Annotated in this window: 23 protein-coding genes and 1 pseudogene; 11 read left to right on the top strand and 13 right to left on the bottom strand. The window is 62.0% G+C overall.

The features are described from left to right. Positions 1–15: 15 nt before the first annotated feature. Both PY310_RS03990 and PY310_RS03985 read right to left on the bottom strand, forming a co-directional pair. Positions 16–618, bottom strand: a complete 603-nt coding sequence (locus tag PY310_RS03990) for a DUF6919 domain-containing protein (protein WP_275212898.1) — start codon at positions 616–618, stop codon at positions 16–18. Between the two features lie 53 nt (positions 619–671). Continuing rightward, on the bottom strand, positions 672–1,262 hold the full coding sequence (locus PY310_RS03985) for a hypothetical protein (protein ID WP_275212897.1): 591 nt from the start codon (positions 1,260–1,262) through the stop codon (positions 672–674). Positions 1,263–1,417: 155 nt separating this feature from the next. On the opposite strand from PY310_RS03985, the gene PY310_RS03980 reads away from it, so the two are divergent. Then, complete coding sequence (locus PY310_RS03980) at positions 1,418–1,798, top strand: VOC family protein (protein ID WP_275212895.1); 381 nt, start codon at positions 1,418–1,420, stop codon at positions 1,796–1,798. 82 nt (positions 1,799–1,880) lie between these two features. Here PY310_RS03980 and PY310_RS03975 read toward each other — a convergent pair whose 3' ends face one another. Continuing rightward, the gene (locus PY310_RS03975) at positions 1,881–2,285 is read right to left on the bottom strand and encodes a DUF5997 family protein (RefSeq protein WP_275212894.1); all 405 of its coding nucleotides are present in this window, start codon (positions 2,283–2,285) and stop codon (positions 1,881–1,883) included. A 37-nt stretch (positions 2,286–2,322) separates the two neighbouring features. On the opposite strand from PY310_RS03975, the gene PY310_RS03970 reads away from it, so the two are divergent. Then, a complete protein-coding gene (locus PY310_RS03970) occupies positions 2,323–3,072 on the top strand; it encodes a LysR substrate-binding domain-containing protein (RefSeq protein ID WP_275212893.1) in 750 nt (249 codons plus the stop codon). 562 nt (positions 3,073–3,634) lie between these two features. Here PY310_RS03970 and PY310_RS03965 read toward each other — a convergent pair. From PY310_RS03965 to PY310_RS03920, 10 genes and pseudogenes are all read right to left on the bottom strand, one after another. After that, entirely contained in the window at positions 3,635–4,480 is an 846-nt protein-coding gene (locus tag PY310_RS03965) for a fumarylacetoacetate hydrolase family protein (protein ID WP_275212892.1), read from the bottom strand. A 170-nt stretch (positions 4,481–4,650) separates the two neighbouring features. After that, positions 4,651–5,379: a maleate cis-trans isomerase family protein gene (locus PY310_RS03960; protein ID WP_275212891.1), complete on the bottom strand. Its 729-nt coding sequence runs from the start codon at positions 5,377–5,379 to the stop codon at positions 4,651–4,653. A gap of 8 nt (positions 5,380–5,387) precedes the next feature. Next, positions 5,388–6,821 (bottom strand): amidohydrolase family protein, encoded by a 1,434-nt coding sequence (locus PY310_RS03955; protein WP_275212890.1) that lies wholly within the window; start codon positions 6,819–6,821, stop codon positions 5,388–5,390. Between the two features lie 49 nt (positions 6,822–6,870). Beyond that, a complete protein-coding gene (locus tag PY310_RS03950) occupies positions 6,871–7,668 on the bottom strand; it encodes an aspartate/glutamate racemase family protein (RefSeq protein ID WP_275212889.1) in 798 nt (265 codons plus the stop codon). Further along, on the bottom strand, positions 7,665–8,348 hold the full coding sequence (locus PY310_RS03945) for a GntR family transcriptional regulator (protein ID WP_275212887.1): 684 nt from the start codon (positions 8,346–8,348) through the stop codon (positions 7,665–7,667). Before PY310_RS03945 ends, PY310_RS03950 begins: the two co-directional genes overlap by 4 nt. Before the next feature lie 82 nt (positions 8,349–8,430). Further along, positions 8,431–9,795: an MFS transporter gene (locus PY310_RS03940; RefSeq protein WP_275212886.1), complete on the bottom strand. Its 1,365-nt coding sequence runs from the start codon at positions 9,793–9,795 to the stop codon at positions 8,431–8,433. A gap of 827 nt (positions 9,796–10,622) precedes the next feature. Beyond that, positions 10,623–10,709: pseudogene (locus PY310_RS03935) on the bottom strand (recombinase family protein); the annotation flags it as partial. Positions 10,710–10,963: 254 nt separating this feature from the next. Further along, positions 10,964–11,719 (bottom strand): aspartate/glutamate racemase family protein, encoded by a 756-nt coding sequence (locus PY310_RS03930; protein ID WP_275212885.1) that lies wholly within the window; start codon positions 11,717–11,719, stop codon positions 10,964–10,966. Positions 11,720–11,907: 188 nt separating this feature from the next. Beyond that, on the bottom strand, positions 11,908–13,140 hold the full coding sequence (locus PY310_RS03925) for an amidohydrolase family protein (RefSeq protein ID WP_275213139.1): 1,233 nt from the start codon (positions 13,138–13,140) through the stop codon (positions 11,908–11,910). Positions 13,141–13,225: 85 nt separating this feature from the next. Further along, positions 13,226–14,677, bottom strand: a complete 1,452-nt coding sequence (locus PY310_RS03920; RefSeq protein WP_275212884.1) for a DUF3100 domain-containing protein — start codon at positions 14,675–14,677, stop codon at positions 13,226–13,228. Positions 14,678–14,838: 161 nt separating this feature from the next. Between PY310_RS03920 and PY310_RS03915 the strand changes: the two genes are divergently transcribed. The 9 genes from PY310_RS03915 (at position 14,839) to PY310_RS03875 (ending at position 26,500) form a co-directional block, all read left to right on the top strand. Next, positions 14,839–16,326, top strand: a complete 1,488-nt coding sequence (locus PY310_RS03915; RefSeq protein WP_275212883.1) for an amidohydrolase family protein — start codon at positions 14,839–14,841, stop codon at positions 16,324–16,326. A gap of 307 nt (positions 16,327–16,633) precedes the next feature. After that, entirely contained in the window at positions 16,634–17,620 is a 987-nt protein-coding gene (locus tag PY310_RS03910; protein WP_275212882.1) for an ornithine cyclodeaminase family protein, read from the top strand. Positions 17,621–17,660: 40 nt separating this feature from the next. Further along, positions 17,661–18,329: a GntR family transcriptional regulator gene (locus PY310_RS03905; RefSeq protein WP_275212880.1), complete on the top strand. Its 669-nt coding sequence runs from the start codon at positions 17,661–17,663 to the stop codon at positions 18,327–18,329. A gap of 809 nt (positions 18,330–19,138) precedes the next feature. Further along, positions 19,139–20,227: an ArsR/SmtB family transcription factor gene (locus PY310_RS03900; protein ID WP_275212879.1), complete on the top strand. Its 1,089-nt coding sequence runs from the start codon at positions 19,139–19,141 to the stop codon at positions 20,225–20,227. Positions 20,228–21,402: 1,175 nt separating this feature from the next. Beyond that, positions 21,403–22,965 (top strand): ABC transporter substrate-binding protein, encoded by a 1,563-nt coding sequence (locus tag PY310_RS03895; RefSeq protein WP_275212878.1) that lies wholly within the window; start codon positions 21,403–21,405, stop codon positions 22,963–22,965. Between the two features lie 35 nt (positions 22,966–23,000). Next, positions 23,001–23,882, top strand: coding sequence for an ABC transporter permease (locus PY310_RS03890; protein ID WP_275212877.1), 882 nt, complete (start codon positions 23,001–23,003; stop codon positions 23,880–23,882). A gap of 3 nt (positions 23,883–23,885) precedes the next feature. Continuing rightward, positions 23,886–24,839, top strand: coding sequence for an ABC transporter permease (locus PY310_RS03885; protein WP_275212876.1), 954 nt, complete (start codon positions 23,886–23,888; stop codon positions 24,837–24,839). A gap of 3 nt (positions 24,840–24,842) precedes the next feature. Further along, positions 24,843–25,700: an ABC transporter ATP-binding protein gene (locus PY310_RS03880; protein WP_275212875.1), complete on the top strand. Its 858-nt coding sequence runs from the start codon at positions 24,843–24,845 to the stop codon at positions 25,698–25,700. After that, a complete protein-coding gene (locus PY310_RS03875) occupies positions 25,697–26,500 on the top strand; it encodes an ATP-binding cassette domain-containing protein (protein ID WP_275212874.1) in 804 nt (267 codons plus the stop codon). The genes PY310_RS03880 and PY310_RS03875 overlap by 4 nt, the downstream gene beginning before the upstream one ends. Positions 26,501–26,516: the final 16 nt, after the last annotated feature.

The following is a 26,516-nucleotide window of genomic DNA, read 5'->3' as shown; positions in this document are numbered from 1 at the left end:
TCGGGAGGGCCGGCCCTAATGCCGCGCGGTCAGCGTGGCGAGCACGGCCGGGAGCAGCACGTCATTCCGTCCCCAGAGCGGGTCCAGGATTTCCACGTACCAGGAGTCGGCAAGAAGCAGGGCAAGGGTTTCGTTGGTTTCGTCCGCCCAGTCCTGGATCTGCTCCTCGTCCACCGGGTTCTCACTGGAGCCCAGGACGGTGACCACCTCATCGCCGTCGAGCGTGACCGGGATGGCGGCGCTGCTGGCCTCGCCGGGGGCGTGCGCCACCGTCACCAGGTCCGTGCGGGTGGACAGGGCAAGCAGATCAGCGGCCACGTCGGCGCTGCAGAATGCGGTGATGTACTGACGCTGGGCAGAATGATCGGTACGCAGGCCGGGCTGGGATTCCTTGGTGAACAGCCCGTTCCGGTTGAGGGCGGCCAGCTCGGCGGCGATGGGTCCGGTTTCATCGTCGAAGCGCGCAGTGAAGGTGGCGGCCTGGTACTCGCTGTGGCCCTCCAGCCAGCGCGCCGTCAGTTCCCCCGCGGCTGCAAGGCTGGTGGCCTGCCGCCAGGCCCCTTTGTCCTCCAGGCGCCTGCCGAACTGGTCGCGGATGTCCGCTTCTGTGGGTTCCATCCTCGGATGCTACGGCGCCCCGCCGCCGGACTCCAGTGACGGCGACACAGCAGTTAACGTCCCGCCGGGATGCCCGCGGCCCTCTCCGCTGCGCTCAGGGCGAGGGCAAAGCGCTCGACGGCGGAAGCGTACCCCTGGTGCCGTTCGGCCCGCAGCTGTTCCGCCTCCCGCATGGCTTTGATCAGGGCCGACGTTTCGGGAAGCCGGACGTCCGTCATGCCCGGGTAGTCGATGCAGCTGGCGGGATCCAGTTCGTAGCGGCGCCAGCGTTCCAGCAGCATGTCATGGGCATCCTGCGCGGCCGAGTAGAGGGGACGCGCCCGGCGTTCCTGCCGGACACGCGAATGCCATGCCAGGATCTGCGGGCTGCTTTGGTGCGCGGCCACACCTGCACTGACGCCGAGCACAGTGAGCACCGCGCCGGACCAGGGTGCAGCCAGGGTGGGAATCAGGATCGCCGGAAGGGCCACGACGGATCCCATGAAGACGTCCCAGAACACGGTGTCGGGGGCACGCACGTCAGCTGCCGGCGTCGAATGGTGGCGGACCGCCAGGACGGTGGCACCCACCGCACAGACCAGCACCGCGCCCCAGAACACCAGCTGGAACGCTCCCATGAAGGCGGATTCTGCGAATGCCGGCACCGCGGCACCTCCCCGTATCAGGCCCGGCCCAGGATTCCGGACTGCTCCTTCCATTCCATCCCCTGCGGCCACCGGGGTCAATGGGTTGCATGGGTTCCCGGCGGGTTCGCGCCGTGGCGGTTCCCGGCCGCGCTTCCGGCCGGTAGCTTGGGACCATGAGACTGAAAATGTGCAGCATCCATGTCACGGATCCCGCGGCCGCCCACACGTTCTACACCGAAACCCTGGGGTTTGAGACGCTCATGGCGATGCCCGAGTACAACCTCTTCATCATCAAGGATCCCGGCGCCGATGACAGTTCCGTGGGGCTGCTGCTGGAGCCCAGTGACAACCCGATCGGCGCGGACTACATGAACGCAGTGCACGACGCCGGGATGCCGGCCATCGTTTTCGGCGTACCGGACGTTCGGGCCGAGTATGAGCGGCTGGTGGCTGCCGGCGTGGAGTTCAAGGGCGAACCGTCAGAGAACCCGTACGGCACCACGGCCGTGTTCGAGGACGGCTGCGGCAATCTGGTGCAGCTGCACCAGGACTGAAAATCCCCTGACAGCAAAGAAGCCTGTCCGCGGAGCCGGGCCTGACGGTCCGGATCCGCGGACAAGCTTCGATTTTTAAGGTCTATTCAGCCTTCGGGCGGGCCTTCTTCGCGTCCTTTTTGGCGGCTTCGTCCTTGACCCGCTGGGCCTCGGCGCGCACGGCGGCGTGGGTGGCGCGTTCGGTGACCAGCCACGCCGGGGGAGCCTGCAGCAGCGCGGTGATTTCCGCCGTCGTCAGCGCTTCTTCCACGCCGCCGCGGGCCAGGCCGCTGATGGAGACGTTCAGTTTTTGGGCAACCACCGGGCGGGGGTGCGGGCCGTTGCGGCGCAGTTCGGCGAGCCACTCCGGCGGGTTGGCCTGGAGTTCGGCGAAGTCGGCGCGGGTGATGGTGGAATCCTGGAACTCCTGCGGTGTTGCGGGCAGGTAGATGCCAAGTTTCTTGGCAACGGTGGCCGGCTTCATGGACTGGGAGTTTGCAGAGGTCATGCTTCAAGGGTATCCGGGCGGGCGGTACTGTGAAGACGTGCCCGCCGACAATGAATCCCCGCAGAACCCGTCCCCCGCTGAACCTCGGGAGGCCGAGGCGCCCCGCGTGCTGCGTTTCGCCTACGTGGCCGGTGTGACGCCGGGGAAGTGGATCCGCCGCTGGGAAGAGCGCGTGCTGGATATTCCGCTGGAATCGTTCATGTCCGACGACGGCGCGCAGCTGTCCGTATTAACTGACGGAACCGCGGACCTGTCCTTCGTCCGGCTTCCGGTGGAGCGCGAAGGCCTCAATGTGATCCCCCTGTACGAGGAGCAGCCCGTGGTGGTGGCTCCCAAGGGGCACGAGATTTCGGTGTTCGAGGAGGTGGCGCTGGACGACCTGGCGGAAGAGACGTTCCTGGACGTCGCCGAACTGGGCGGCCCGGAGATGGCCATGCAGGTGGTGGCGTCCGGCGCCGGCCTGGTGATCCTGCCGATGTCCGTGGCCCGGCATTTCAACGTCAAGGATACGGTGGCCCGGCGCCTGACCGGGGCGCCCGTCACCGAAATCGCGCTGGCCTGGCCCAGCGATTCCACGGACGAGATCATCGAGGAGTTCATCGGGATCGTCCGCGGCCGGACCGCCGCGAGCTCCCGGCAGCCCTCCGCCCAGCAGGAAAAGCCCAAGAAGGAACCGAAGCCGGACCGGCGCGGACCCGCCGTCAAGAAGCCCAAGGTGGCGCAGCGGTACGCGCCCAACCCGGACAAGGGCCGCGGGAAGGGCTCCCGGAAGAAGGGGAAGCGGTAGGGGAGGGGCTGGCTCGGCTTGCGGTGGCGGGGCGAGATTCGCACTGACCCGGCATAGAGCTGAACGTGTCAGTTTGGGATCTAAGGCTTGTGCTGCGTGGGCCCGGAATATGCCGAATGGACCCTATTCTGACGTGCTTTTCCCACCTGCCTGACGTCAGTCTGGGGTGTGCCCTAACTCGACGAAACTCCAAGCCAGGCTTCAGGTTCTCAGGACTTTCGGGGTCCGGGCCCGGCTACACGAGAGGCCGTGTTCGCTAAAAAGTTGCGCGGGCCTGGTCCTACAGCGCCGTCGCGCAGGCACGAATAATTCGAAATCGCATATGCACCTGTACCAGTCGTCAGCTGATTGCTTCCGGGGAGCGGTTAGCAGTGGAAGATCATCCTTGCCATCATGAAGCACTACTTAGCCGTCTAGTTTCGATGGATCTGACCCTGCTCGTGGATGAATCCGAAAGGAACCTGGGAGACAAAGCCACGGAAAAATGGTCAAAGTCATGACGCGTCACTAGGACTCCGTGCGTGCGTTCGACCAAACCATCGCTGAAAGCGGATGCGCCCCCTTAGGTCATGACGAATTCTTGGCGCTGGCGTCCTAGGCCAGCAACCTCTACCTCCACCACGTCCCCGGCTTTTAGATAGGGGAAGCGTCCGGACAAGGCCACGCCCTCAGGAGTCCCGGTACAGATCAAGTCGCCCGGTTCCAGCACGAGATACTGGCTGAGGTCATGAATAATGGTGGCCACATCGAAAATCAAGTCCTGCGTGGTCGAGTCTTGGCGCGGTTCACCGTTTACCCAGCTACGCAGCCGGAGGTCGCCGGCGTCCACCTCGTCTGGGGTAGCCAGGTAGGGGCCGGTGGGGCAGAACCCGGCACAACTCTTGCCCTTGGACCACTGACCACCGGATGCCTCCAGTTGGAAGGTCCGCTCGGAGAGGTCGTTGACCGCCACGAAGCCGGCAATGTGGCTAAGCGCATCTGAAGGTGAATCGAGGTAGGACGCACGGGTACCGATAACCACGCCCAGTTCAACTTCCCAATCGGTTTTGGTGGAACCGATTGGGATTGGGACGGCGTCATTGGGGCCGGAGACCGTGTTGGCGGCCTTCTGGAAAAGTATGGGCGCAAGAGGCGGTTCGGAACCGGACTCAGCGGCGTGTCCGGCGTAGTTCAAGCCGATGCAAAACACGGAAGAAGGCCGGGTGATCGGCGCCCCGATCCGGAGGTTCACGGCATCCAACTCCGGGAGTTCCCCCGCAGCAAGGGCTGCTGCTGCACGGGCAGGACCGTCGGAGGACCAGAAGTCGGGGTCCAGGTCCGGGGTCAGTCCCGCCAGAGAGTAGTAGGTCCTACCGTCCATGATGGCCGGGGTTTCGGCGCCGATGGCACCGAGGCGTGCAAACTTCATGCGGTTGTTTCCTTCTCGAGGTTCGGGAGTAGGTTCCTTGGCCGCGCTTTAGATCGGCTCTGGGGCGGGGGCAAATGGGGAGACCGCAAACGTCAAATGATAATGGTCGTGGATGCAATCGAATCGCCAGCCTCTGTGTTTTGTCCGTGCCGCTGAAGGACCCGCGCAGGTCAGTGGGCGAGCAGCTTGCCCCACTTCTGTTCTAGCAGGGGAGACCCGGCGAGTTTAAGGCAGTGCCACAGGGTAACGGCCACAGAGTCCAGTACCGGCACGCCTGTCTGTTCTTCGACTCCGGCTGCGATGTTGGCGCCGTACAGGTTGGTGCATAGGTAGACGAGTGCGTCCGGCGCCGCTGCGGCTAGTTCGAGGGAGCCAGGGCGCATCTCATCGTCCGTCACCCGGCCGAAGGCTTCGTTATCACTCAGGCCCAGGAAGCGGTGATCCACCGTCTTGATGCCCTCCCGTTCGTAAGACACCATGACAGCGCGGTTGACATCTTCTGTGTAGGGCGTAAAAAGTCCGATCCGCTCGGTCCCGAACGCTCGGAACGCTTGTAGGTAGGCCAATGTCGAGGTAGTGGCCGGAATGCCGGTGGCGCTGGTGATCTCGTTGACGAGTTTGCGGTCGTGCTCGGCGCCGAGCCATGACCCGGAGGTGCCGTTCCAGGCGATGACATCGACATCCGCCGTCGCAAGGAGTCGGGCCGCGTCGCGCATGACAGCTGGGTCGAACTGTTTGTCTGACGAGTCGTCAAGGGCTATACGGGTCACGGGGATGCGGGTGAAGTGGATCGTAACGTCGTTTCGGTCGCCCAGGATGCGGTAGCTCTGGGGTTCCAGGCACGTATTGGAGGATGGCACGATCATGCCGATGCGGGTTTTACGTGCTGCGGAAGGCATGGCTGCTCCTAAATTGCTGCGGGGGCGGAGGTGAGAGTGTCTTGGGCCGTGGTGTGTTCGCGGAAGCCGTTGCGGGCCACGAAGCGGCCTACGGGGCCGGGGTCGTGGAAGCCTTCGCTGTCCAGCACTATTTTGCCGGCGGACACCACGACGGCAGGCCAGCCGGTGAGCTTCACGCCGTGGAATGGGGAGAAGTCCGTACCCATATGGAGGTTCCTGCCGTCGACCACGCGTGTTTCGAGGGGGTCGAAGATGACGAGGTCGGCGTCGAAGCCTTCACCGATGGTTCCCTTGCCGGGGACCGCGTTGATGCGGGCGGGACCGGCTGAGAAGACCTCGACGAAGTCCTCCACACTGTTGCGGGCAGGGTCTGTCATGAGGGCGGTGAAGGTGACGGGCATACGTGTCTCCACGCCTGGCAGGCCGTGGGGCATGGCGCGGATGTCGTCGGTGCGTTCGCGCTTCTGCGATAGGTCGTAGCAGGAGTGATCTGAGGAGACCGTGTGGATTGCTCCGTTGAAAAGACGTTCCTTGAGGGCGGCGACTGTTTCGGCACTGCGCATTGGCGGGCAGCAGGCGTACCACTCCGGGAACGCTGAGCCGTAGGCGGAGTCATCGAGGGTCAGGTAATGAGGGCAGGTTTCGGAGTAGGCCTCCTGTCCGCGGCTGCGGGCCTCGCTCACCAGGTCCACGGCTCCGGGGGTCGTCTGGTGCACAAAGTAGACAGGTGCCCCGGTGTATTCGGCCATGGCGAGGGTTTCCTTGACGGAAATTTCCTCGGCCAGCTCGGGGCGGGTCCGGTGCAGGTGCTCGATGCCGATCCGCCCGTCATCTGCGTGCTGCTGGGTGCAGTCGGTAATGATGGGGTCATGCTCAGCGTGAATGTAAGTGAGACCATCCAACCGCACCATCTCCCGCATGACTTTGATGATGGTGCCGCCGTCCGCCATGGTGGTGCCGCGGTTTGTGGTGTACATCTTCACGGAGCGGACACCCTCGGCGGCGAGCTGTTCCAGTTGCCAGGGCACTGTTTCGTCCCAGCTGACGACCGCCCCGTGCAGGGCGACGTCGCACCGGGACTCCCGGGCCAGATCCTTCTTGTTCAGGACGGCCATTAGGGGGGTTTCCTGGGCGTCGCGTGGGATGCCGAAGTCGATGATTGTTGTGGTGCCTCCCCACAGGGCTGCGGTTGAGGTGGTTTTGTAGTCGTCTAATGTGCGGAAGCGCCCGGTCACCTGGGCCACGTGGCAGTGGCCGTCCACGCCGCCGGGGATCACTAGGCGGCCGGTCGCGTCGATCGTGCGAGCGGCATGAGGGACTGGCTCCGATGCTTCGACTAGGCGGGTGATTTTGCCGTCGTGAATGATGACGTGGGCGTTCGACCGGCCGAAGCTATTCACCACGGTTCCGTTGGCGACGACGAGTTCTGGAGTGTGGGACATGATTGTCCTTCTAATCGGGAGAGTCTGGGTGGACTAGTCGGATGTGCCCCTACTTAGCCGGGTCTGCAGGAGCGGTGGCGTACGCCGTTGTTTGGGCATTGCTAAGGGCTGCGTTGAGGTTCTCGGAAAGGCCCTTGCGGGTCTTGATAGGCGGTGGTGCGAAGGCTCCGGCGCGGTGGGTTCCGGACTGGAGCCCCACAACGGCCTCCGCCATGCGTATTCCTGCGGCAATGCCATCAACTACCGGGACGGGAATTTGCCCCCGTAGTTCGCGGGCGAGCCCGGCCAGGGGCGCGCCTGCAAGGATGATGACGTCGGCGCCGTCCTCCGCGACGGACTGACGGCTGAGTGCCAGCAGGGTTTCCTTGAAGTCCTGCTGTACCGAACCGATGGTGTTGAGGGATTCATTGATGGAGCGGATGGAAGCCAGCCGGCCGGTGAGGCCGAACCGGTCCACGCAGTCGCGGTACCAGGGCTTGATCCGGTCCGAGATGGCGATAATGGAGAAGCGGTGTCCTTGCAGCGCAGCAGCGCAGAGCGCTGCCTCGGTGATGCCGATAACAGGCACGTCGGTAAGTTCCTTCAGGGCAGGCATGCCCGGGTCGCCGAAGGCTGCGACGACGATGCCATCGATAACCTCGTCCCCGTCTTTGGAGTATTCCGCCATGATCTCGGCTACGGCGCCGGCCGCTATGAGGGACTCGAAGCGGGTTTCAATGTACTCCACGCCGTGGTTGGCTGTGCGGACCACCAGTTCGGTGCCCAGGGCGGCAGATCGCAAGGCTTCCGTTTCGATCAGCGCAGTGACGTCATCGCTAGTGTTGGGGTTGATGACGAGCAGTTTCATTTCTTCCTCCGGTGCAGCGTTGGTTCGGATTTCCGGAAGTCCTCCGGAAACTGTTCGCGGTACTTGCCGATGTGTGACGCGGACTGGGCGGCGGCCCTGTCAGGGTCCCCAGTGGCGATCGCGGCGTAAAGGTGACGGTGTTCCTGAATGAGTTCGGGCAGGTCGCCGACATGGCGAAACAGCCAGTGCATGCGCCCTTGAAGGGGTTCGAGAGCGGATTTAAGGAAGTTGTTGTCAGCGATGCCGGTGATGGCGTCGTGGAATTCGCTGTTGGCCCGGTGCGAATCCATCACGGCACCTTTGGCAAGGCAACGCTCGGCCTCTTCGAGCAGGCCTTCGAGGTGAACAAGGTCTTCGGGTGTGGCCCTGACGGCGGCGAGCCGGCAGGCCAACACCTCGAGAGACTGTCGGACGTCGAACAGATCCTCAACGTCCTTGGGGCTGAGAGTGCTGACTTCAGCCCCTCGTGCTCCACGGTCACTGATGAGGCCTTCCTGGCGGAGCATGCGCAGCGCTTCGCGGATCGGGAGCCGGGACACGTTGAACTCCGCGGCGAGATCACGTTCCACGAGCCGTGTGCCGGGAGCGTAGTGCCCTTCAAAGATCCGGGTGCGGAGGGTGTCCCGGACCGACTCGCGGAGGGGGCGTTCCTTGTCCTGGGTCTCTTCTGCGGTAAGCATGTTGCTCCATTCGGATGTTTTGTGTGGCATTGCGCTCCCGGCGGAGGATGAGGCGCTTCTTGGCTACCCTCGGGTTGCCAGCTTAGACAGGAAGCCGCTTGTTGTAGTTCAGGGTTAGCACGGATACTCCCATCACGATGGCGGATCCGACGAAGTAGAGCAGAGCCCAAGTGTAGGAACCGGTGGCGCCGACGATCAGGCCGACGGCGATGGGAGTGACGAAGCCGGAGATGTTGCCACTGAAGTTCATGGCTCCGCCAAGTACACCGGCGTTTGTCCGGCCGCCCAGGATGGAGGGGATGCTCCAGAAGAGGCCCACCCAGCGCAGGAAGAACATGACCAGAGAGAGCAGAACAACGGCGGTGGTGGGATCGGGCACCAATGTGACACCTATCAGGCCGCCGATCACCACGGCGCTGGAGATGCCCAGCAGAGTACGCATGACGCGGTTGGCCGATGCTCCGGCCGCACGCCACTTGTCAGCAAGAGTGCCGCCCAGGATTTCCCCGACGAACCCGGCACCGAAGATCACGAACGTGGACCAGCCAATGGTCTTCAGGTCAAAGCCCTTGTCCTGGGCCAGGTAGAGCGGGCCCCAGGTCAACAGGCCGTAAAACACGCCATTGAAGCCCAGCCAGCCGAAGCACATGGCCCAGAAGGAGCGGAACCGCAGGTAGGGAAGCAGGGCGCGCTTGCCCTTGCTGCCGTCGCGTTCGGCTTCGGCATCTTCGGCAGCATGGGAAGCTTCGATGTATTCGGCTTCAGCATCATTGACACCCCGGTGCTCGCGGGGATTGTCGCGGACGTACCACCACACGGCCAGTCCCATGAGGACTGTGGCAGCACCGGCGATGACGAACGCCCACCGCCAGCTGCCCGTTGCAGCAATCAGCCCGGCAATAAGGATGCCACCGAGGCCGGCGCCCAAAGGTGCACCCGCGTCAAGGATGGTCGCGCCGCGGCCGCGTTCGGACTTGTGCATCCAGATGGCATTGAGCTTTCCACCGGCCGGCATGACGCCTGCTTCGGTGACGCCGATACCCATGCGGGCGATGAACATGCTGAGGAAGCCGCCGGCCATGCCGGAAGCCGCAGTCGCGGCGCCCCAGCCCACACACGAGGCAGTCATGACCTTGCGCGGACCAAATCTGTCGATCAGCCACCCCACCGGGATCTGCATGAGTGCATAGGTCCAGAAGAAGGCGGACAGGAGCAGGCCAACGAGCTCGGGGGCGAGGTTGAATTCCTTCTGGATGATCGGCAGGGCCACCGAAATGGAGCCGCGATCGATGTAATTCACGGCGACAAGCACCAGAAGGAGGAGGAACATCTTCCAACGGACGTTGGTGCGCCGTTGCACGCGGTCCTTGCCGGTCTTGTGGTCAACGGGTGCTTCTGAAGTGCCTTGAGCGTCTGTGGTGGGCGTTTCGGTATTGGGAATAGACACAGCTTCTCCTTCACAGGGAAGTTTACGGGGCAGGGAAACCTGCTTGGTGTTCAGGGAACGGCCGCGGATAAAGCGGCTCTTCTTTAAGCGAGCCTGAAGCGGCAATCAAAGGCTTGGAGATTTGGGATCCCGTTTTGGGATCCCAAATAAAAGCCTAGGAGTGACGTGGACCACTGTCAAGGCTTCCCGGCGAAAAGGCCTCCAGACCGCGAAATTATCGATTGTGACCAGCCGCAACGTCGCGAGGGCCTGGTTGGTTATCCGAAGATGATGAGAATTGGCCTGCACACGCGGTGGGCCGGCCAGCCGGAAGGGCATCCGCCGTGCGGGAAATTATCGAATATGCGCAGAGTCTGGGTGACGTCTGGATCGCCCGGCGCGTAGACATCGCTCAGTGGTGGTTGGGTCACCATGAGGAATTCGCGACTGACTGACGAGTACCAGTTCAGCGGCACCAGACCGGGCCGCCTAGTCGACAGAAACGAAGCGCCGGCGTGGGACGGGGACAGGTGATTGGGTCAGGGCCGTGTGGGGGTGAGGGCGATGTCCAAGCGGGTGCGGGCCTAGGCCTGGTCGACGGGGCCACGGGCGTCGGGGGTGGGGCTGTCCAGTCACCGGCGCCTCCCGCCATCGTCCTGTCAGGTTGAGTACTAGGCCCGTCTCAGAAATGGAGTTGAGACACAACTTCCCGATTCGTCAGGCAGGGGTGTGCTCCAGTTGGGCAACAGAACCAGTTTTGGACTCTGGAACGCTTTCAGCTGCGTTGCGACTGTCGGTATTCAACGACGCGATAGTACCGTCGCAGGTCCATGAAAATTCCAGTTTTCGCTGCCGGCGCACTCGACGAGCTCGGCCGCCCGTTCCGGGGTGAGGGTCTTTTTCCGCCCTTTGTGGGCGCCGCGCTGCTTTGCACCATGTCGTGGTCTCTTGGGCGATCGCGGGACGCCGGGCAATTCTTCGAACCCTGAGCCGCTTCCGCTGTTCCTCCCATCGGCCCTGCTCAGGCCATTTCAATTGCTGCGACAATGTGTGCTTCGGTTGGCAGAACCAGATGTTCGGCTAGCGGGTATTCGTCGTAGGTGTAGACCGAGGCCATGGGCGAGGGGAGTCATTGCACTCGGCTCTTCAGGTTTTGTGTAAAGCCCCAGGCCGGCGACACTGGGTGTGCTTAACCTATGGGCAAGAGGGAATCCGCGACATCGAGGAAGTTCAGAGGCCAGCCTTTGACCGTCTTGGATCGTGGTGCAGCGTACGTCCGAACCTTGGAGGTGGAGAGGCGCATACGCACCAGCGATTCCGCGATGGCTACAGCCGATGCCACGCCGTCCACTACCGGGACACCTACCCGCTGGCTGATCTGTTCACTCAGACCGGCCATTCCTCCACAGCCCAGCACGATAACCTCTGCCTTGTCCTGGCTTACGGCCAGGATAGCCTGCGCGATAATGGCTTCCATCGCGCGTTCCGTTTCCCCCTCGAGTTCCAATACGGCCATACCGCTTGCGCGGACCGAGGAGCAGCGGGCATCCAGGCCCGCAAGCTTGAGCCGGTCTTCAATGAGTGTGACTGTCCTGTCCAAGGTCGTGACGACGGAGTACTTATGGCCCAAGAACATGGCCGTGCTGGCGGCTGCCTCAGTGATGTCCACTACGGGAACGTCCAACAGTTCCTGGAGCCCTCCCCGTCCGTGCTCGCCGTAGCCTGCCTGGACGACGGCATCGAACGGCTCAGAGTAACGAGTAACTGCGTCCATGACGGCGATGGCTGACAGGTAGCTCTCGAAGTTCCCCTCACATGAGTCGGCGCCGAAGCGGGGCGTTATTCCCACGATTTCCGTGCCCGGGGCGGCTAGGCTCCGGGCTTGGCCGACGATGGAGTGTGTTATGGACTCGGTGGTGTTTACGTTCGCGACGAGTATGCGCATTAAAGGGCCTCACTTTGTGGTTATAGTGACGGCGATGGACTCAAGCCGCCTGATTTCGCCTTCCATGGGTGCCGGAACGGGGGGCCACCGCCCCAGCCCCCACCATCACCAGATATTGAACACTGGAACGGACTTTCCGGCGCGAAAACCGGAACGTCAGTGGCCCGGGACGTGCCCCCATCGGATGATTACTGTGCTTGTTGCGGAAGGACTACTAGCCCGTCGGCGACGAGCCTGCCGTCATGGATGACGGTGCGGTCGGCCCCGCGGTCCATGACGGTGCTCGTGATGGTCTCGCCGTCGACCAGGACGATGTCGGCCCGATCTCCAGGAGCCAGGCCGGGCCGGTCGTCGGGAGAGGTGAGTCGCTGTACGGCGCGGTCCATGATGGACGCGCCCCCCACCGTGGCAATCGCCGCACAGTGCTCGATCAGCCGGTCCTTCCGTAGCCGGTGGGTGAAGGCCAGTTGCCATGTGCGGTCCAGCATGTCGCAATTGCCGTATGGGCTCCAGTAGTCCCGCTGGCCGTCTTCCCCCAGACCGACACGGATCCCGGCCTCGGTCATCTGGGCCAAGTCGAACTGTGTGCCCCCGCTGGCCGGGGCGACCGTCGCCCAGGCAACGTCGAGCTCGGCCATCTGCTCCACCAGCCGGGCAGTAACATCGGGGTGGACATTGGCCAGATCGTAAGCGTGGGACAGCGAGACACGGCCCTCCATACTCAGAGCACGGGTGCGTTCGAAGACAAGTTCCGCACTGAAGACCCCCATGTAGCCAGGCTCGTGCAAGTGAATATCGACGTCGGCCCCGTACTTCTCAGCCAAACCGAACACAATGTCCAGATGGCGGACCGGGTCTCGGTCCAGTTGGCAGGGATCAATGCCACCGATGGTTGTCGCTCCCGCACGGAGGGCCTCCTCAAGGAGTGGCACGGTACCGTCCTCGAGCAGGAGTCCTGCCTGGGGGAAGGCCATGACCTCTACAGTGGCGGCATAAGCGTAGCGTTCCCTGGCGGCCATGACGGCCTCGAAGCGCTCAAGCTTGCAGTCCACGTCGATTTGAGCATATGAACGAATGCGCGTGGTGCCGCGGGCAATCATCCGCTCCAGTGTTCCCGCCACGACATCCCTGTAGGGGACAGGCGTGTCGCGCCAGTTCTCCCGGTCGTTGCACATCATGTTCCACACACCGGGCGAGGCGGTGTGCTCCCGGAACGGCAGACCGATCCGGGTCGAGTCGAGATGGACGTGCACATCCGTGAACGCAGGCACGGCGATCCGGCCCCGTCCGTCGACTGCCCCGCTCGCGGCGTCGCCGCATACGGCGGTCGATCCCAGAGGGTGAATGGCTGCAATCCGTCCCTCTCGTATCTCGAGGTCTACGGCGTCCCCGCCCCAGGGGCGTACGTCGGTGATGAGCATGGCTGATCCTTTCGGGTGGACTGTGAATGACTGCGGAGAAGGCTCCGATCCCACGGGACCGGCGCCTTCCGCACGGCAGCTTGAATTAGAAGTGGAAGGCAACCTGGGCGATGACTGCAGCGGCGACGAAGCTAGCCGTAAATGTCAGCAGGGCAACGATGACGATCTTCCAGCTTAGTGAGCGGAGCGCCTTGACGTCGCGGCCCAGCGACAGGCCGATCAGAGCGATCATGGGCAGGCCCGCGAAGAGGACGTTGATATTCTGCGCGGCGGAGGCGACGAAGGGACCGATGGGCATGAACGTCGCGGAGGCGATGGTGGCCAGAGCGAGGACCCAGATGGTGGAGGGGACCGCCGGGATGAGCTTCGCGAGCACCAGTGCGATGGCGGTGAAGGCCAGGAGGATGAGCACGCCGACGATATCCAACGGCCGTGTTGAACCAGTGCCTAAGGCGTTCAGCAAGACGCCGGCCACTCCGGTCGCGGCGAACGCGATGAGCCACGTCTTGGGCGTCCGGACGACGGTCGGGTCCGCTTCGATGGCGGTGACATCCACTGCGTCGATGCCCGACGCCGCGTCGGGCCCGATGGCTGTTCGGCCCGGGCGTCCTGAGTCGCTGCCTGCCCGAGCTCCACTCGTGGCACCAACGAGAGCGCCGCGGCGGACGCGGCGGCCGAGGTCGTCCCGGCCGAAGATGCGGGACCACATCTTGTAGAGCTTCTGGCACATCGGCAGCGCGATGAAGACGCCGGCGTAGAAGCCGACGATATTGGTGACGAGGTTGGACAGGGCGGCGAGGGCCATGATTTCCCCTGCCCTTTCCGGATAGAGGATGGACAGGGCGCCGACCCCGCCGAGCATCATGGAGGCGGAACCCAGTCCGAGGCCCAACGCGAGGGCCCGGGGATCAAAGAAGTCGAGTCCGCCGAGAAGTCCGGCCAGAAGGGAGATGAACACAGCGCCAAAGATGCTGCCCAGGACCCACACGGCGAACACTCCGCGGTACTCGGGAGAGCGGACGCCGAAGCGCTGGATGGCGAAAGCAAGGTAGGATTCGCGGTCGATTGACCAGGTGGCGCCGATGGCAGTGCGGCCCAAGCCCAGGGCAACCGCGACAGGCAGCGCCAGGATAACTGTGCCGAGGACGTGCCCGACCTCCTGCAGGAGGATAGCGGGGCCGATGTTGGTGAACTTGGTCAGGGAAGGCCCGATTTGAGTGCCGAGGCCTGCCAGGAAGAAAACGATAGCTACGTCGAGCAAGTGTGTGGACACCGCACGGCCACGCCCTCCAATTGGTTTCCATTTCTGGACGCCCACGAATCCGGCGATAAGGACTGTCCACAGGATGGGCATCAGGACGATTGCCGCCGGGCCGAGATGGAACTTATGAGTTCCGATCATGATGGCCACGGCACAGATGGCGGTGGGAAGTGCGATCATTGCGAGCCACGTTGCCGGGCGGGCACGGAAAGAATTGGACGGGGCATCCACTACTGCGGACGTGGAGTCACCTTGAGTCGTCGCTTCGTTGCGCATGACGCAGGCCTTTCAGAGGGGAATGGGGAAACGAGCTATTCCGCAATGCGAAATGGTTCTTTCGGTATACCAGATTACTGTAGGCTCGTAAGCGTTGAGTCGCAAGTCACATTTTCTGAGAGCCGGGAGATACGCCCCGGCCGTTGGTGCAAGGAGGCACTTTGTATAAGAAAATCTCGGCCCGGTACGTCCTGGGATTCGACGGCACAGGGCACACGCTCATAGAGGATGGTGAAGTCGTCTTCGAGGGAGACTCCATTGTCTTCGTGGGACAGAATTACGAGGGGCCCGTCGATGAGGAGCGAGACTACGGCCAAAGCCTGATCATGCCGGGTTTGATAGACCTCGACGCCCTCGCAGACATCGATCACCTCATCCTGGACTCGTGGCCGTCACCCGAGATCGCATCCGGCCATCTATGGTCGGATGATTACTTCGCCAACCGTCGCCGGGACGTGTTTACGCCTTCGGAACGCGCCAAGGTCCGCGAGTACGCCTTGGCGCAACTCGCCCTGCACGGCATCACGACATACATGCCGATCGCTTCGGAGATTCACAGCTCCTGGGCCGAAGGCTTCGATGAACTCGTAGACATGGCGGAGATAAGCCGTCGCATTGGAATGCGTGGCTACCTCGGGCCGGCATACCGGTCTGGGGTCCACGTCGTCACCGCCGCCGGCGGCCGGGATGTTTATTTCGACGAGGCCAGAGGCCTCGCAGGCTTGCGCGATGCCGAGCGCTTCATCGAATACGTCGACGCTCTCGCAGACCCGCTCGTCAGCGGGGCTTTGTTGCCGTGCCGCATTGAGACGCTGTCCGAAGGTCTCATGCGGGAGACTGCGCGGATTGCCCGGGAACGGCATGCGCTGGTCCGTCTCCACTGTCTTCAGTCACCGCTCGAGGACGAGCTTCTGCAGCGTTCCGCAGGACGCGGCGTTTTGGAGCTGCTCGAATCAACCGGCTTGTTCGGTACCCGACTCCTCATCCCCCATGGTGTGATGATTAACGGCCAGGACCCGGCGACGTCAGCGCCAGGGGGACCGTTGGAGTTACTGGCCCAAAATGACGTGTCCATTATCCATTGTCCGCTGACGTCTTTCCGCTACCAGAAGCAGCTTGTTTCATTCGACCGTTTCCGCGAGGCAGGCATCAACATCTGCCTGGGTAGTGACTCCTTCCCGCCGGATCTTGTGCGCGGCATAGACGTGGGCATGCACCTGACCCGGCTCGTCGAGGGGAGGCCTGACGTCGGGGCCTTGGCCGACTACTTCGACGCCGCCACCCTCGGCGGCGCACGGGCACTCGGACGGGCTGACCTGGGCAGGCTTGCCCCCGGTATGCAGGCAGACATCACGGTAGTCTCCCTGGGCAGCTTCGGCGACGGTGTTGTCGAAGACCCCCTTCGCACGTTGGTACTAAACGGCACTGCGCGCCAGGTGACCGATACCTTTGTGGCCGGGCGCCCCGTCGTCGTCGACCGTGCACTGCCTGGCATTGACCTCAACATCTTGCGGGCCCAGGGGCAGGAGCTGTTCGACAAGATGCGGGCGGCCTACTCCGTACGAGACGTCCAGTTCCGCAAACCCGAAGAGTTATTCCCTCCCACATACCCGCGGGCGGAAATTACAACCCCGACCCCAGTCCCGTAAGGGCCTAGACCTTACTCAGGACGCCCTTCTCCTTCCCGGAGCATGGGCGTCCTGAACGCTGTCCACGTGAGGGGCAAACAGGATCGGAGCCAAAGAATCTTTGTACACCGTCATCCATCTTGGTATACCAGAGCGTATAATAGGACTTCAAAGCCGCAGCACCCGGATCCGCTGAACAGTGCCTCCGCCCTGTAGCAAACAATGCATGATGGCACCGGGAGGCGCTGTCCGAACACTATGTGGCACACGCGCCACATTTCCCAGTCTCGACCTCCAAGCCGTCGCTCTACTACCCAGAAAGCCATCCATGACCCTGATACTTACGGCCTCCGAGCTCCAAGCCTTGGCCGATATGCCCGGCACCATCACCGCCGTCCAACGCGCCTTTGCCGGACTCAGCCGCGGGACCGCTGTCCAGCCTGCACCGGATTCACTTGTCTTGCCCTCGTCGGACGCGCGGTTCTTGCCGATGGCGGCGCTGTCCGAAGCAGAGGGGCTGGCCTCAGTGAAATTGTTGGCAGACATCCCGGCCAACCAATTGGCCAGCCTCCCTACGCAACGATCCACCATTATGCTCGTGTCGCAGTTGACAGGGGAAACCCTGGCCATCCTAGACGGCAAAGTTCCCACTCGAGTCCGCACGGCGGCCGCAAGCGCCGTGGCAACCAAGCTCCTTGCACGACCCGGCAGCACCACCCTGGGCCTCATTGGAGCAGGCTCCCTTGCTGTTGCCCACGTGGAGGCCATGCTGGCCGTCCTTCCGTTTGACAAGGTCATAGTGTGGTCTCGTTCTGCTGATACCGTCTCTGTCTTCTGCGACGAAGTTGGCCACCACAGGCTGAACATCACGAGGGCATCCAGTGTCCGGGAGGTCGTGGAAAGCGCGGACGTGCTGTGCACGCTTACGCCAGCTATTGAGCCTCTGGTAAGGGGCGAATGGTTCAGACCGGGGCTGCACGTGAACGCAGTGGGATCCCGTCCTCGACCAGATCACCGTGAAGTGGATACGACGGGCATGGTGAGGGCCAGGGTATTTGTGGACAGCCTGGCCACTGCCAAGGCCAAATCGGGCGGGCTGATCATCCCTGTGGCGGAAGGCGCCATGAGCTTTGAAGACGTGAAAGGCGAACTTGGTGATGTGGCGGCCGGGACAAAAGAAGGGCGCCTTGGTGAAGAGGACATAACCTTGTTCAACTCGGTCGGTATCGGCCTGCAGGACTTGGCCATCGGGCGGCTCCTGTACGACGCTGCGCTCAATCAAGGTATAGGCACCCACGTGGAGCTGAATAACTAGGAAGACGCTGAGATAAACGCCAGAGTTTCGGGAGGCATTAATGACAGTCCAGACGGTAGCCACCGCATCCTCGGCTGACACTGCCCGGGCGCGGATTCGGGCGCTGATCATCTCCGGTGACTTGGAGCCAGGCTCCAGGCTCAGGGAACGCGATCTGTCCCAAGCCCTAAATGTCTCCCGGGTACCCGTCCGGGAGGCCCTTCAACAACTGGAAGCCGAAGGCTTCATTGACACCTCGCCCCGGAGAGGGGCCACCGTTAAACAGATTACCCTGCGCGACGTTAACGAGCTCTTTGATGTCCGCCTTAGCCTCGAAGTTCTCGCCGCACGCTTGGCTGCCCAGGCAAGCGCGCGGGGAGAATCGTCGTCACGGCTGCGGCAAATGATGAACCGGGCAGAGGAAGCAACGCAGGGCCACGACCATACACAGATACCACTCAGCAACACAGCCCTTCACGCAGAGATCGTGTCCATGGGGGCGAACTCACTGCTGGAATGCTCCATGAAACCACTTCTTGGCAGAATGCAGTGGCTCTTCACCTTGACCGGCAACCGGGATCCGCAGATTGCGTGCGCGGAGCACCTGAGCCTGTGTCAGGCTATTTATGACGGCAAGGCAGATCTGGCGGCCGCATTAGCCTTTTCACATGTAGAGCTGGGCCGTGTACCCTCGCTCCAATGCCTGTCGGGCCGACTACCAGAACGGTGACCGGAGAACAGGGCGATACCTGGCGCATTAGTGGCATTCCCGGTGGCGACGTAATTTCATCGGCGCCCGCATTACATGTCGCAACCGCTCCTAATCAATCAGGAACATCCACATTCCAGATGCTGCGAAGTACAGGCTGACAACTCTCGGTGCAAGTGTGTCTCACGTCGTGTTCAGAGTCGATACTGTCGTCACGACAATCGACCTAACGCCAAGCGGAGATCACTCGAATGCGAGCAGCACCAACAGCGAAGCCTCCGAAGTTGTCGAACGGGTGGCAACAGCGGTCTATGACCGGATTATGAGTCACTGAAACTGCAGGAAACCAGCGACTTTGGAGCCTCTCCCAACGCCGATAAGGGACCTTCCGTCAACCTGTAGGTCCGGAGATCCGCCGTCCAGAGTCACTCCGTCGACTTTTGCCCCCGGGCAGTCTGTCCTCCAATGTCGTTTCCACTATTTCGCCTACGACCGCACCAATCGTGCGGGCGATGGCGTCTACTTTTCACGGCAAAGACACAACGGTCGGCGATTTCGGCAACCGGGAGGGCTGGCTCGGCTGCATCAAGGCCATCATCGCCACGGCCAATGACCCATGGGTCCTCGAACGGCTAGGCTCACGGAAACTTCGCATGCGAAGGCGACTGATCGTTCCGGATGAAGGTACTCGGGCGATAGGAGTGAAGTAGTTACCGGGGACCCGGTAACTATTGGTGGTATCGGCTCGGCGTTTTATATCATCGCTTTGCAAGCGGTGACGTGCAGGAATGCTGGACCGATCATAATTTCTCTCGGAATAGACTTCGCGTATGAGTGTGTTGATCTTGCTCGCTGGAACGGACGATAGCGCACTCTCGATCGTGGTGTCGCCGTTGGCTGAGCTTTCTGCCTGTCTTCACGTGCTGACAGAGTCGGACCATCACCGCGGCCAGGCGAGCTGGGCAGCCGACGCCATTGAGCAGGCGACAGGTGAGTTTGTCGACACCATGATGCGGCTTTCGCCGTTGTGGATGGCCTACCGCGCCCGATACTTTTACATCGGGTGCCAGGGCGGCGGAGACAGCGTGGAGAGCCTTGACTCTGAGTTGGAGCGCCTGGCAGACCAGCCCGTGATCAGTTTCATGCAAGAGACTGCGTGGGCGTGCGCCGGGGGGAACAGCCGGGGCATATTCGATGATCTGCTGTCGGACGCCACACAGTCTGATCAGTTGCTTGCCGCGGCCGGTGCACTTTCAGGGCGAAGAGTGGAGTTGGCCGAAAGGCTCTTGGGTGACCCTGAACGTTTCCGGGGCGAACTGATCGCTTTCTTGTGTGAATGCCGTCAAGTTTTTTTCGACTCCGCGTGGGATTCGGTGCTGCCGGCACTGCGACAGGAACAGTTGCACCTCCGCGAAGTCCTGCGTAAGGATGGCCCCGCGTTCGGGCTGGCGCGTATCGGGGGCAACGTTAGCGCTCAGGCGTCGCCGCTGCGCGTCCATATCGAGAAGAACAAGAGCGCGATCCTTAAGCCATTGAGAACAGGTCTTGTAGTCCTGCCGAGCAGGCATGGGCGCCCTCATCTCCTTGTCAAGAATGAGCCTGGCTTCGTACCGCTGCTTCAGTACCCCCTGTACCAGGAAGTGAGGCAGACGGGGGAAGTGACGCTGGCCCGGATGAGGATGCTGGCTGATCCTCGGCGCGCCATGATGTGCCGATTGCTGTCCCGGGAACCGATGTCGACGTCTGCATTGGCTGAGAGCTGCGCAATGACGGTGCCCCAGACGTCTCGGCATCTACAACAGCTGGCACGTCTTGGCCTGGTGAAGTCCTCACGGGAAGGACGCTACGTCTATTACAGCCTGGAGCTTGAAGTAGTACAGGGCCTCGGAACGGATTTCGTCACCTCCATGCTCGCTTAGAGGCACTCCGCACCCGTGCCAAGGGGGCGGCGCGGTCGGCGACACCAGCCTTACCGGATGCGCGGTAAGTCGCCCGGGAAGAGTTCGTAGCATCGATAGGCTCAAGGCATCGGAGCTGATCTCGCGCAGGGCGTGCCGATCAGAGAGTTGCCGGCCCTGCGCCTTCCGCTGACTTCAACTCCACTGCCCAATGTCCGCCCATCTCAAGGGACCCCCACATGAAGAATAGAAACCTGATCCATTTGAAACACAGCCAGCCAGAGGCTCCGGTACGCAGGGAGCTCAGATCTGGATCTCAGGCGGACTGGAGCAGTCTCGTCAGGGGTATGACGATTACTGTCACCACAGCGGCGGGCGAGAGATTCACAGGAACCGTGGATCATGTGACGTTCGATGGGCTTGTTATGTGGGTTCATCTTGAGCGGGGCCAGGGCCGCCGCCTATTCGTCTTCAACGACATAGCAGAAACCAAGGTGTCCGTTCACGGAGGCCACAGCTCTGATCCCGCCTCTTCGGCGCGGCGAGTACTCTCCAGCCTCTAGCCGGGAGTCCAGGATCGTCTTTCGCGTGATCGGCGGCTATCCATCTCCTCGGACTTTGGTAAGGGGCAACGCAATTTTTCGATCTTTCCATGTATGAGGAAATCATGTCATCTAACCTGCTCATTGAAGTATCGCCGGGCCCGGATCCGACCGTCGCTGACGTGGCTAACTGTGCTTCAGACTGCCCTTACTGCACAGGACCAGAAACCGACTAGGTCCGCGCTGAAGCCTCCAGCAGGTGCACTAACCGTAGTCATGGTCTTCAGCAGAATTCCACGTCGCGGAATGCTATCTCTTGCCCGGCCCCTCAACCGCGCTCCGACGCGGAGGAGTTCTCAGACGGCCACGGACCTGACCCTGGATCCTGGACCTACCGTCGGTTCCCGTGGACCTGGAAGCTGATATCGGCAGATAGTGGGCTCTTCCCGTGGACAGTCAGCCCCCGCGCCCTAAGGTACCCCGATGAAACAACCCGCATTGTTCGGCTCGTCCTTCGAACTTCACAGGGAGCGGGAAGCTTGACGTAACTGATTACCGGTTAAGCGGTAAATGATGCCCGCGTCACACTGGACGGACATACGCTTTTTAAATCCCAATACCCGGAATATCCCGGATTCTTTGAAAGGCTTCGCCGTGATCCCCAAGACCACCGCCGGCGTTATCGGCACCGTGATCAGCGCAGCACTCCTGCTCTCCGCATGTAGCGGTTCCCCTGCTACTGGTACAAGCGCCAGTGCCGACCCCGTCAAGGGCGGAGAATTGGTCGTCGCCTCGCTGCCGGCCATGATCGATCCCTACGTCACCACCTCGCGGTCCAACTGGATGGTTGCCGCCTCAGTTTGCGAGGGCCTCTTCGCCAACGCCGCCAACACCTCGGTATCCAATGGGTTGGCCGACGCGTACGAGTACGACGCCTCGACCGGTACATACACGATCCACCTCCGAAAGGGCGTCAAGCTGCACAGCGGCGCGGATCTGACCGCGGCGGATGTTGTTGCTTCCCTTGAGCGGTACCGGAATGCTGATGCCGGAAAGCTGTTCAACAACCTGGCCAAGGACATTACGGTCGTTGACGACCTCACCGTGAGCATCACCACCGTAAAACCCACGGGCGCCCTTCCCGCGCTGCTCGCCACCCCCGATACAGGGGCCTACATTATGTCTGCCGCTTCCTTGAAGACCGCTGGCGACAAGGACCTGACAAGCCTTGACTGCACCGGGCCATACAAACTCGACTCGTTTGTCACCGACCAGCAAGCTCTGATCTCGCGCTTCGAAGGCTACGCCTCACGAAATGAGAAGCCGGACGGGGCCGCCGGCGCCAAGACCGCCTACGCTGACTCGATCAAATTCATTCCCTACAGCGATTCCAATGCTTTGAACCAGGTACGCACCTCACAACTGCACGTCGTCCCGCAATTCCTCAGCATGGACCAGCTCTCCGTGTACCAGGCCGATCCCGGCCTGCGTCCGGTGGTCAGCGAAGGAGCGGGTTTCTCGCTGCTGCAGTTCAATCTCAAAACAGGGCCTATGAGGGACCTCAAACTTCGGCAGGCCGTCCTGAACGCTGTCGACCCTGAAGCGATTGCCGCCCAAAACCTCGGCGGCACCGAGTATTTCAACAATACTTCCAGCCTGTTTCCCGAGGACTCGCCCTGGTTTTCTGAAGCGGGCAAAGACATTTATGAGAACCGGGACCCAGGAAAGGCCAAACAGCTTCTCAAGGACGCCGGCTACAACCACACTCCCATTCGCATCCTCTATCGGCCGGACTCTGACGGCTACGGGCCGCTGCTGAAGCAAGAACTGGAGTCAGTTGGCTTCACCGTTGACCTGCAGGCATTGGACGCAGCTACGTTTGGCTCCGCACGCACCGATTCATCCAAGTGGGACATCTTCCTCGCGGGTGGAACCGCCTATTCCGATCCGCTCACGGTGGTCTTCCTTAACGATGGGTTCCCTGGCTGGTGGAAGACTCCGGAGAAAGCATCCCTGATGGCCGGCGTGACCGCAGGCAAGGATCTTGCCGCTCGTAAGCCAGCCTGGGACAAGGTCCAACAGCTCATCTGGGATGAACTGCCCTTCGTCAAGCTCGGCCACGAGCCGCGTCTGGTAGTCACGGCAGCTCAGGTCGGCGGCTTCGAACCGACGCAAGGCACCGTCCGCGGCTTCTACAACATCTGGCTCGGCAAGTAATTCGTTAGACCCACCCGAGCACAAGAAATGACACCATGAAATCCAACGTTAAAGCGCTGCTGAAGAACCCTTCGGCGATGGTCGGCGCCGGCATCATCACTGTCGTCGTCCTGCTGGCGCTACTTGCACCACTCTTGGGCGGCGACCCGAATTTTGTTGACCCGGTGAACCGGCTCAAGTCCCCGCGGGCTGGGTTCCCCCTGGGAACGGATGACCTCGGCCGTGACATGTGGACCATTCTGCTCTACGGGGCGCAGACGGCGCTGGGGATAGCCGGGCTCTGCACCGTGCTGGCCGTGGTCATCGGCTATGTTATCGGCATCCTGTGCGGCTACTTTCCCAAGCTTGACGCCATCGTCATGCGGGTGATTGACGGGATGATGTCCTTCCCGAACATCATCCTGGTCATGAGCCTGGTCGGTGTTCTGGGCCGGGGTCTGGGGCCGGTGATCTTCGGCCTTACCGTGGTGCTCATTCCGCCAATTGCCCGAGTTGTCCGTTCTGCGGCCCTCAGCGTCAAATCAACAGCGATGGTCGAATCCGCCCGGGCCATCGGTGCCAAGGACAGCTGGATCCTGACCCGCTATGTAGCCCCGGAGGCCGTTTCGGTCCTGATTGTGCAGGCGACCATGGGTTTTGCCGCAACTGTGCTGTCTATCGCCGCGCTGAGCTTTCTAGGTATCGGCCTTCCCCCTGACGTACCGAGTTGGGGTGCCAGCCTCTCGGCAGCCCAGAAATACATTGCCGTGGCCTGGTGGATAGGTGTGTTCCCTGGCGTGGCCATCCTCGTCACCGTGCTCGGTCTGATCCTTCTTGGCGACGGTCTTCGAGACGCGATGGATCCGCGGGCACGGCGGATCGCCAAGCTCGCCAAGCTCAAGTCGCCGACCAAAGTTGCCACAAAGGCAGGGAACTGACTCATGCTCAGCTATATCTTCAAACGCCTTCTGGCACTGATCCCGACAGTGGCTGTGCCCATGGTGATGCTGTTCATCCTGCTCAGGCTCACGCCCGGCGACCCAGCGGCGGTGATCCTTGGCGAGGAAGCAACCGCTGCGGACATCGCGAATCTTCGGCAGGAGATGGGCTTGAACGACCCGCTTTGGCTGCAGTTCATCGCCTGGCTGGGACGCATGATCCGCTTCGACTTCGGCGAATCCATTTTCCTGCGCACAGCGGTCAGTGACTCAGTCCTGGCCGCAGCAGGGGTTACCGCCCAGCTCGCAGTCCTCGCCCTCCTTGTCGCTGTGTTGATCGGGCCCCTCTTGGGCGCCATCGCCGCCAGCACAAAGTCCCGCTCCCTGGACAAAGCCATGGTGATGGGGTCCGCCGTGGGAATCGCCACACCAACGTTTTGGCTGGCCATACTTATGGTCCTCGTCTTCGGCGTGATGCTCCGCTGGTTCCCTGTTGCCGGCTACGTCCCGCCTACCACCGATTTCGGCCAGTTCCTGCGGTTCATGGCGCTTCCCGCGGTGGCGCTGGGGGTACTGGAAGCAGCAACGCTGTTCCGCTATTCACGTAACGGCGTTCTTGACGCCAAGTACCAGCCGTTCGTGACGACAGCTCGTGCCCAGGGCCTGGCCGAGCGCACCATCACCGGCCAGTACGTCTTCCGCTCAGCCCTGGTCCCGGTGGTGACCGTCGTTGGACTTTCCATGGCCTCCCTATTGGGAGGAGCCGTGGTGACCGAAAACGTGTTCTCCCTGCCGGGGCTCGGCAAGCTGCTGCTCACGGCCGTGGACCGGCGGGATTATCCGCTGATCGAGGGATGCATATTTTTCATCGCAATCATCTTCGTGCTCGTCAACCTGCTGGTGGATGTCGTCTGCGCGTTCCTGGATCCCCGTATTCGCCTGGACATCAAGGACTAACCCATGAACAACACAGAACACGTCCTGCTTGAGGTCCGCGGACTCAGCGTCGACATCATCAACGAGGCCGGTCCCCAGCGCGTCGTCCATAACTTGGACTTCCGCCTGGAACGCGGCCGGACCCTCGGCATTGTGGGGGAGTCGGGGTCGGGCAAGTCGATGACAGCGTCAGCAATCATGGGCATCCTTCCAGATGTCGCTGTGGCCGACGGCGAAGTCTTCTACAAAGGCAACGACCTGCTGCAGGTCACGCCAGCTCAACGGCGCAAACTCAGCGGACCGGAACTTGGATTCATCTTTCAGGAACCAATGAGCGCCCTCCACCCCACGATGAGCATCGGCGAACAGATGGTCCGCCCCATGCGCCTGCATCTGGGCCTGTCCAAAAGCCAAGCCCAGTCCCGGGCGCAGGAACTTCTGGACCTGGTAGGCATCCCGGTCCAGCGGGGCGTCATGGGCTCCTACGTCCATCAACTCTCCGGCGGCATGCGACAACGCGTCATGATTGCCATGAGCATCTCCTGTGAACCTGCGCTTCTTCTGGCGGACGAACCGACAACGGCATTGGATGCCACCATCCAGAAACAGATCCTGGACCTGCTCATGAGACTTCGCGATGATTTGGGTCTTTCCCTCATTCTCATCAGCCATGACCTCGGTTTGGTGGCCAAATACACCGATGACGTGGTCGTCCTGCTGGACGGGTACGAAATGGAGGCAGGGACAACCGCTGACGTCATCGCCTGTCCGCGCTCGGGCTACACCCGAGGCCTCCTTGAGGCGGCACCACGCCTTGGTCAGCGCCTTGACCGGTTACCGGTCATCAATAAAAGCGAGTTCACGAAAGCAGTGGCGAAATGAACCACAACTCCGAGCAGCACACCTCCCGGGAAGTCCTGCGACTTTCCAGTGTGACCAAGGAATTCCAGCTCGGCGGAACCTTCCGGAAGACCAAGCACGTTGCGGTGAAGAATGCCTCGCTGACAGTAGAGCGCAACCAGGTCCTGGGATTGGTTGGCGAATCCGGATCCGGTAAGTCGACGCTGGGCAGGATCGCCATCGGACTCATCAAGCCGACTTCCGGGTCCGTCACCGTCCTCGGTGAGGACATCTCTACGCTAAAGCCGGAGGCACTTCGGCTCTTCCGCCGCAAAATGCAAATGATTTTCCAGGACTCCTCCAATTCACTGAACCCCAGGATGACGCTGCAGGAGCTTCTGGAGGAACCCCTCAGGGTCCAGAACCTCTACAGCCCGGCGGACCGCCACCAACGCGCCCGTGCCCTGGCCGACGAGGTTCAACTCGCGGAAAGCTGGCTTGGCCGGCTTGCACATGAATTCTCCGGAGGTCAGCGACAGCGTATCTCGATCGCCCGCGGCCTCGCCCTCGAACCGGAACTGATCGTGGCCGATGAACCGGTATCGGCGTTGGACGTATCAGTCCAGGCCCGTGTCCTGAACCTCCTTAAAGACATCCAGGAAGCACGGAACCTGTCCATGATCTTCGTCAGCCATGACATGGCGGTTGTCGAATTCATGAGTGACCAGGTGGCAGTGCTCTATCAAGGCGAAATCGTCGAATCCGGGCCCGCCCGAAGGATCTTCGACCAGCCGTCGAACCCCTACACCCGGATCCTGCTCGAATCAGCACCCAGCCTCTAAGACAGCCCATCCGACC

It is taken from the genome of Pseudarthrobacter naphthalenicus (assembly GCF_029076445.1).
Lineage (GTDB): Bacteria > Actinomycetota > Actinomycetes > Actinomycetales > Micrococcaceae > Arthrobacter > Arthrobacter naphthalenicus.
Note: the sequence above shows the minus strand (reverse complement) of the source record. Positions and strands in the feature narration are given on the sequence as shown.

Excerpts from the sequence above, each read along its gene's own strand:
- PY310_RS03990 (WP_275212898.1), bottom strand. The coding sequence starts at position 618 with ATGGAACCCACAGAAGCGGACATCCGCGACCAGTTCGGCAGGCGCCTG.
- PY310_RS03980 (WP_275212895.1), top strand. The coding sequence starts at position 1,418 with ATGAGACTGAAAATGTGCAGCATCCATGTCACGGATCCCGCGGCCGCC.
- PY310_RS03975 (WP_275212894.1), bottom strand. The coding sequence starts at position 2,285 with ATGACCTCTGCAAACTCCCAGTCCATGAAGCCGGCCACCGTTGCCAAG.
- PY310_RS03965 (WP_275212892.1), bottom strand. The coding sequence starts at position 4,480 with ATGAAGTTTGCACGCCTCGGTGCCATCGGCGCCGAAACCCCGGCCATC.
- PY310_RS03960 (WP_275212891.1), bottom strand. The coding sequence starts at position 5,379 with ATGCCTTCCGCAGCACGTAAAACCCGCATCGGCATGATCGTGCCATCC.
- PY310_RS03955 (WP_275212890.1), bottom strand. The coding sequence starts at position 6,821 with ATGTCCCACACTCCAGAACTCGTCGTCGCCAACGGAACCGTGGTGAAT.
- PY310_RS03950 (WP_275212889.1), bottom strand. The coding sequence starts at position 7,668 with ATGAAACTGCTCGTCATCAACCCCAACACTAGCGATGACGTCACTGCG.
- PY310_RS03945 (WP_275212887.1), bottom strand. The coding sequence starts at position 8,348 with ATGCTTACCGCAGAAGAGACCCAGGACAAGGAACGCCCCCTCCGCGAG.
- PY310_RS03930 (WP_275212885.1), bottom strand. The coding sequence starts at position 11,719 with ATGCGCATACTCGTCGCGAACGTAAACACCACCGAGTCCATAACACAC.
- PY310_RS03925 (WP_275213139.1), bottom strand. The coding sequence starts at position 13,140 with ATGCTCATCACCGACGTACGCCCCTGGGGCGGGGACGCCGTAGACCTC.
- PY310_RS03920 (WP_275212884.1), bottom strand. The coding sequence starts at position 14,677 with ATGCGCAACGAAGCGACGACTCAAGGTGACTCCACGTCCGCAGTAGTG.
- PY310_RS03910 (WP_275212882.1), top strand. The coding sequence starts at position 16,634 with ATGACCCTGATACTTACGGCCTCCGAGCTCCAAGCCTTGGCCGATATG.
- PY310_RS03905 (WP_275212880.1), top strand. The coding sequence starts at position 17,661 with ATGACAGTCCAGACGGTAGCCACCGCATCCTCGGCTGACACTGCCCGG.
- PY310_RS03900 (WP_275212879.1), top strand. The coding sequence starts at position 19,139 with ATGAGTGTGTTGATCTTGCTCGCTGGAACGGACGATAGCGCACTCTCG.
- PY310_RS03890 (WP_275212877.1), top strand. The coding sequence starts at position 23,001 with ATGAAATCCAACGTTAAAGCGCTGCTGAAGAACCCTTCGGCGATGGTC.
- PY310_RS03885 (WP_275212876.1), top strand. The coding sequence starts at position 23,886 with ATGCTCAGCTATATCTTCAAACGCCTTCTGGCACTGATCCCGACAGTG.
- PY310_RS03880 (WP_275212875.1), top strand. The coding sequence starts at position 24,843 with ATGAACAACACAGAACACGTCCTGCTTGAGGTCCGCGGACTCAGCGTC.
- PY310_RS03875 (WP_275212874.1), top strand. The coding sequence starts at position 25,697 with ATGAACCACAACTCCGAGCAGCACACCTCCCGGGAAGTCCTGCGACTT.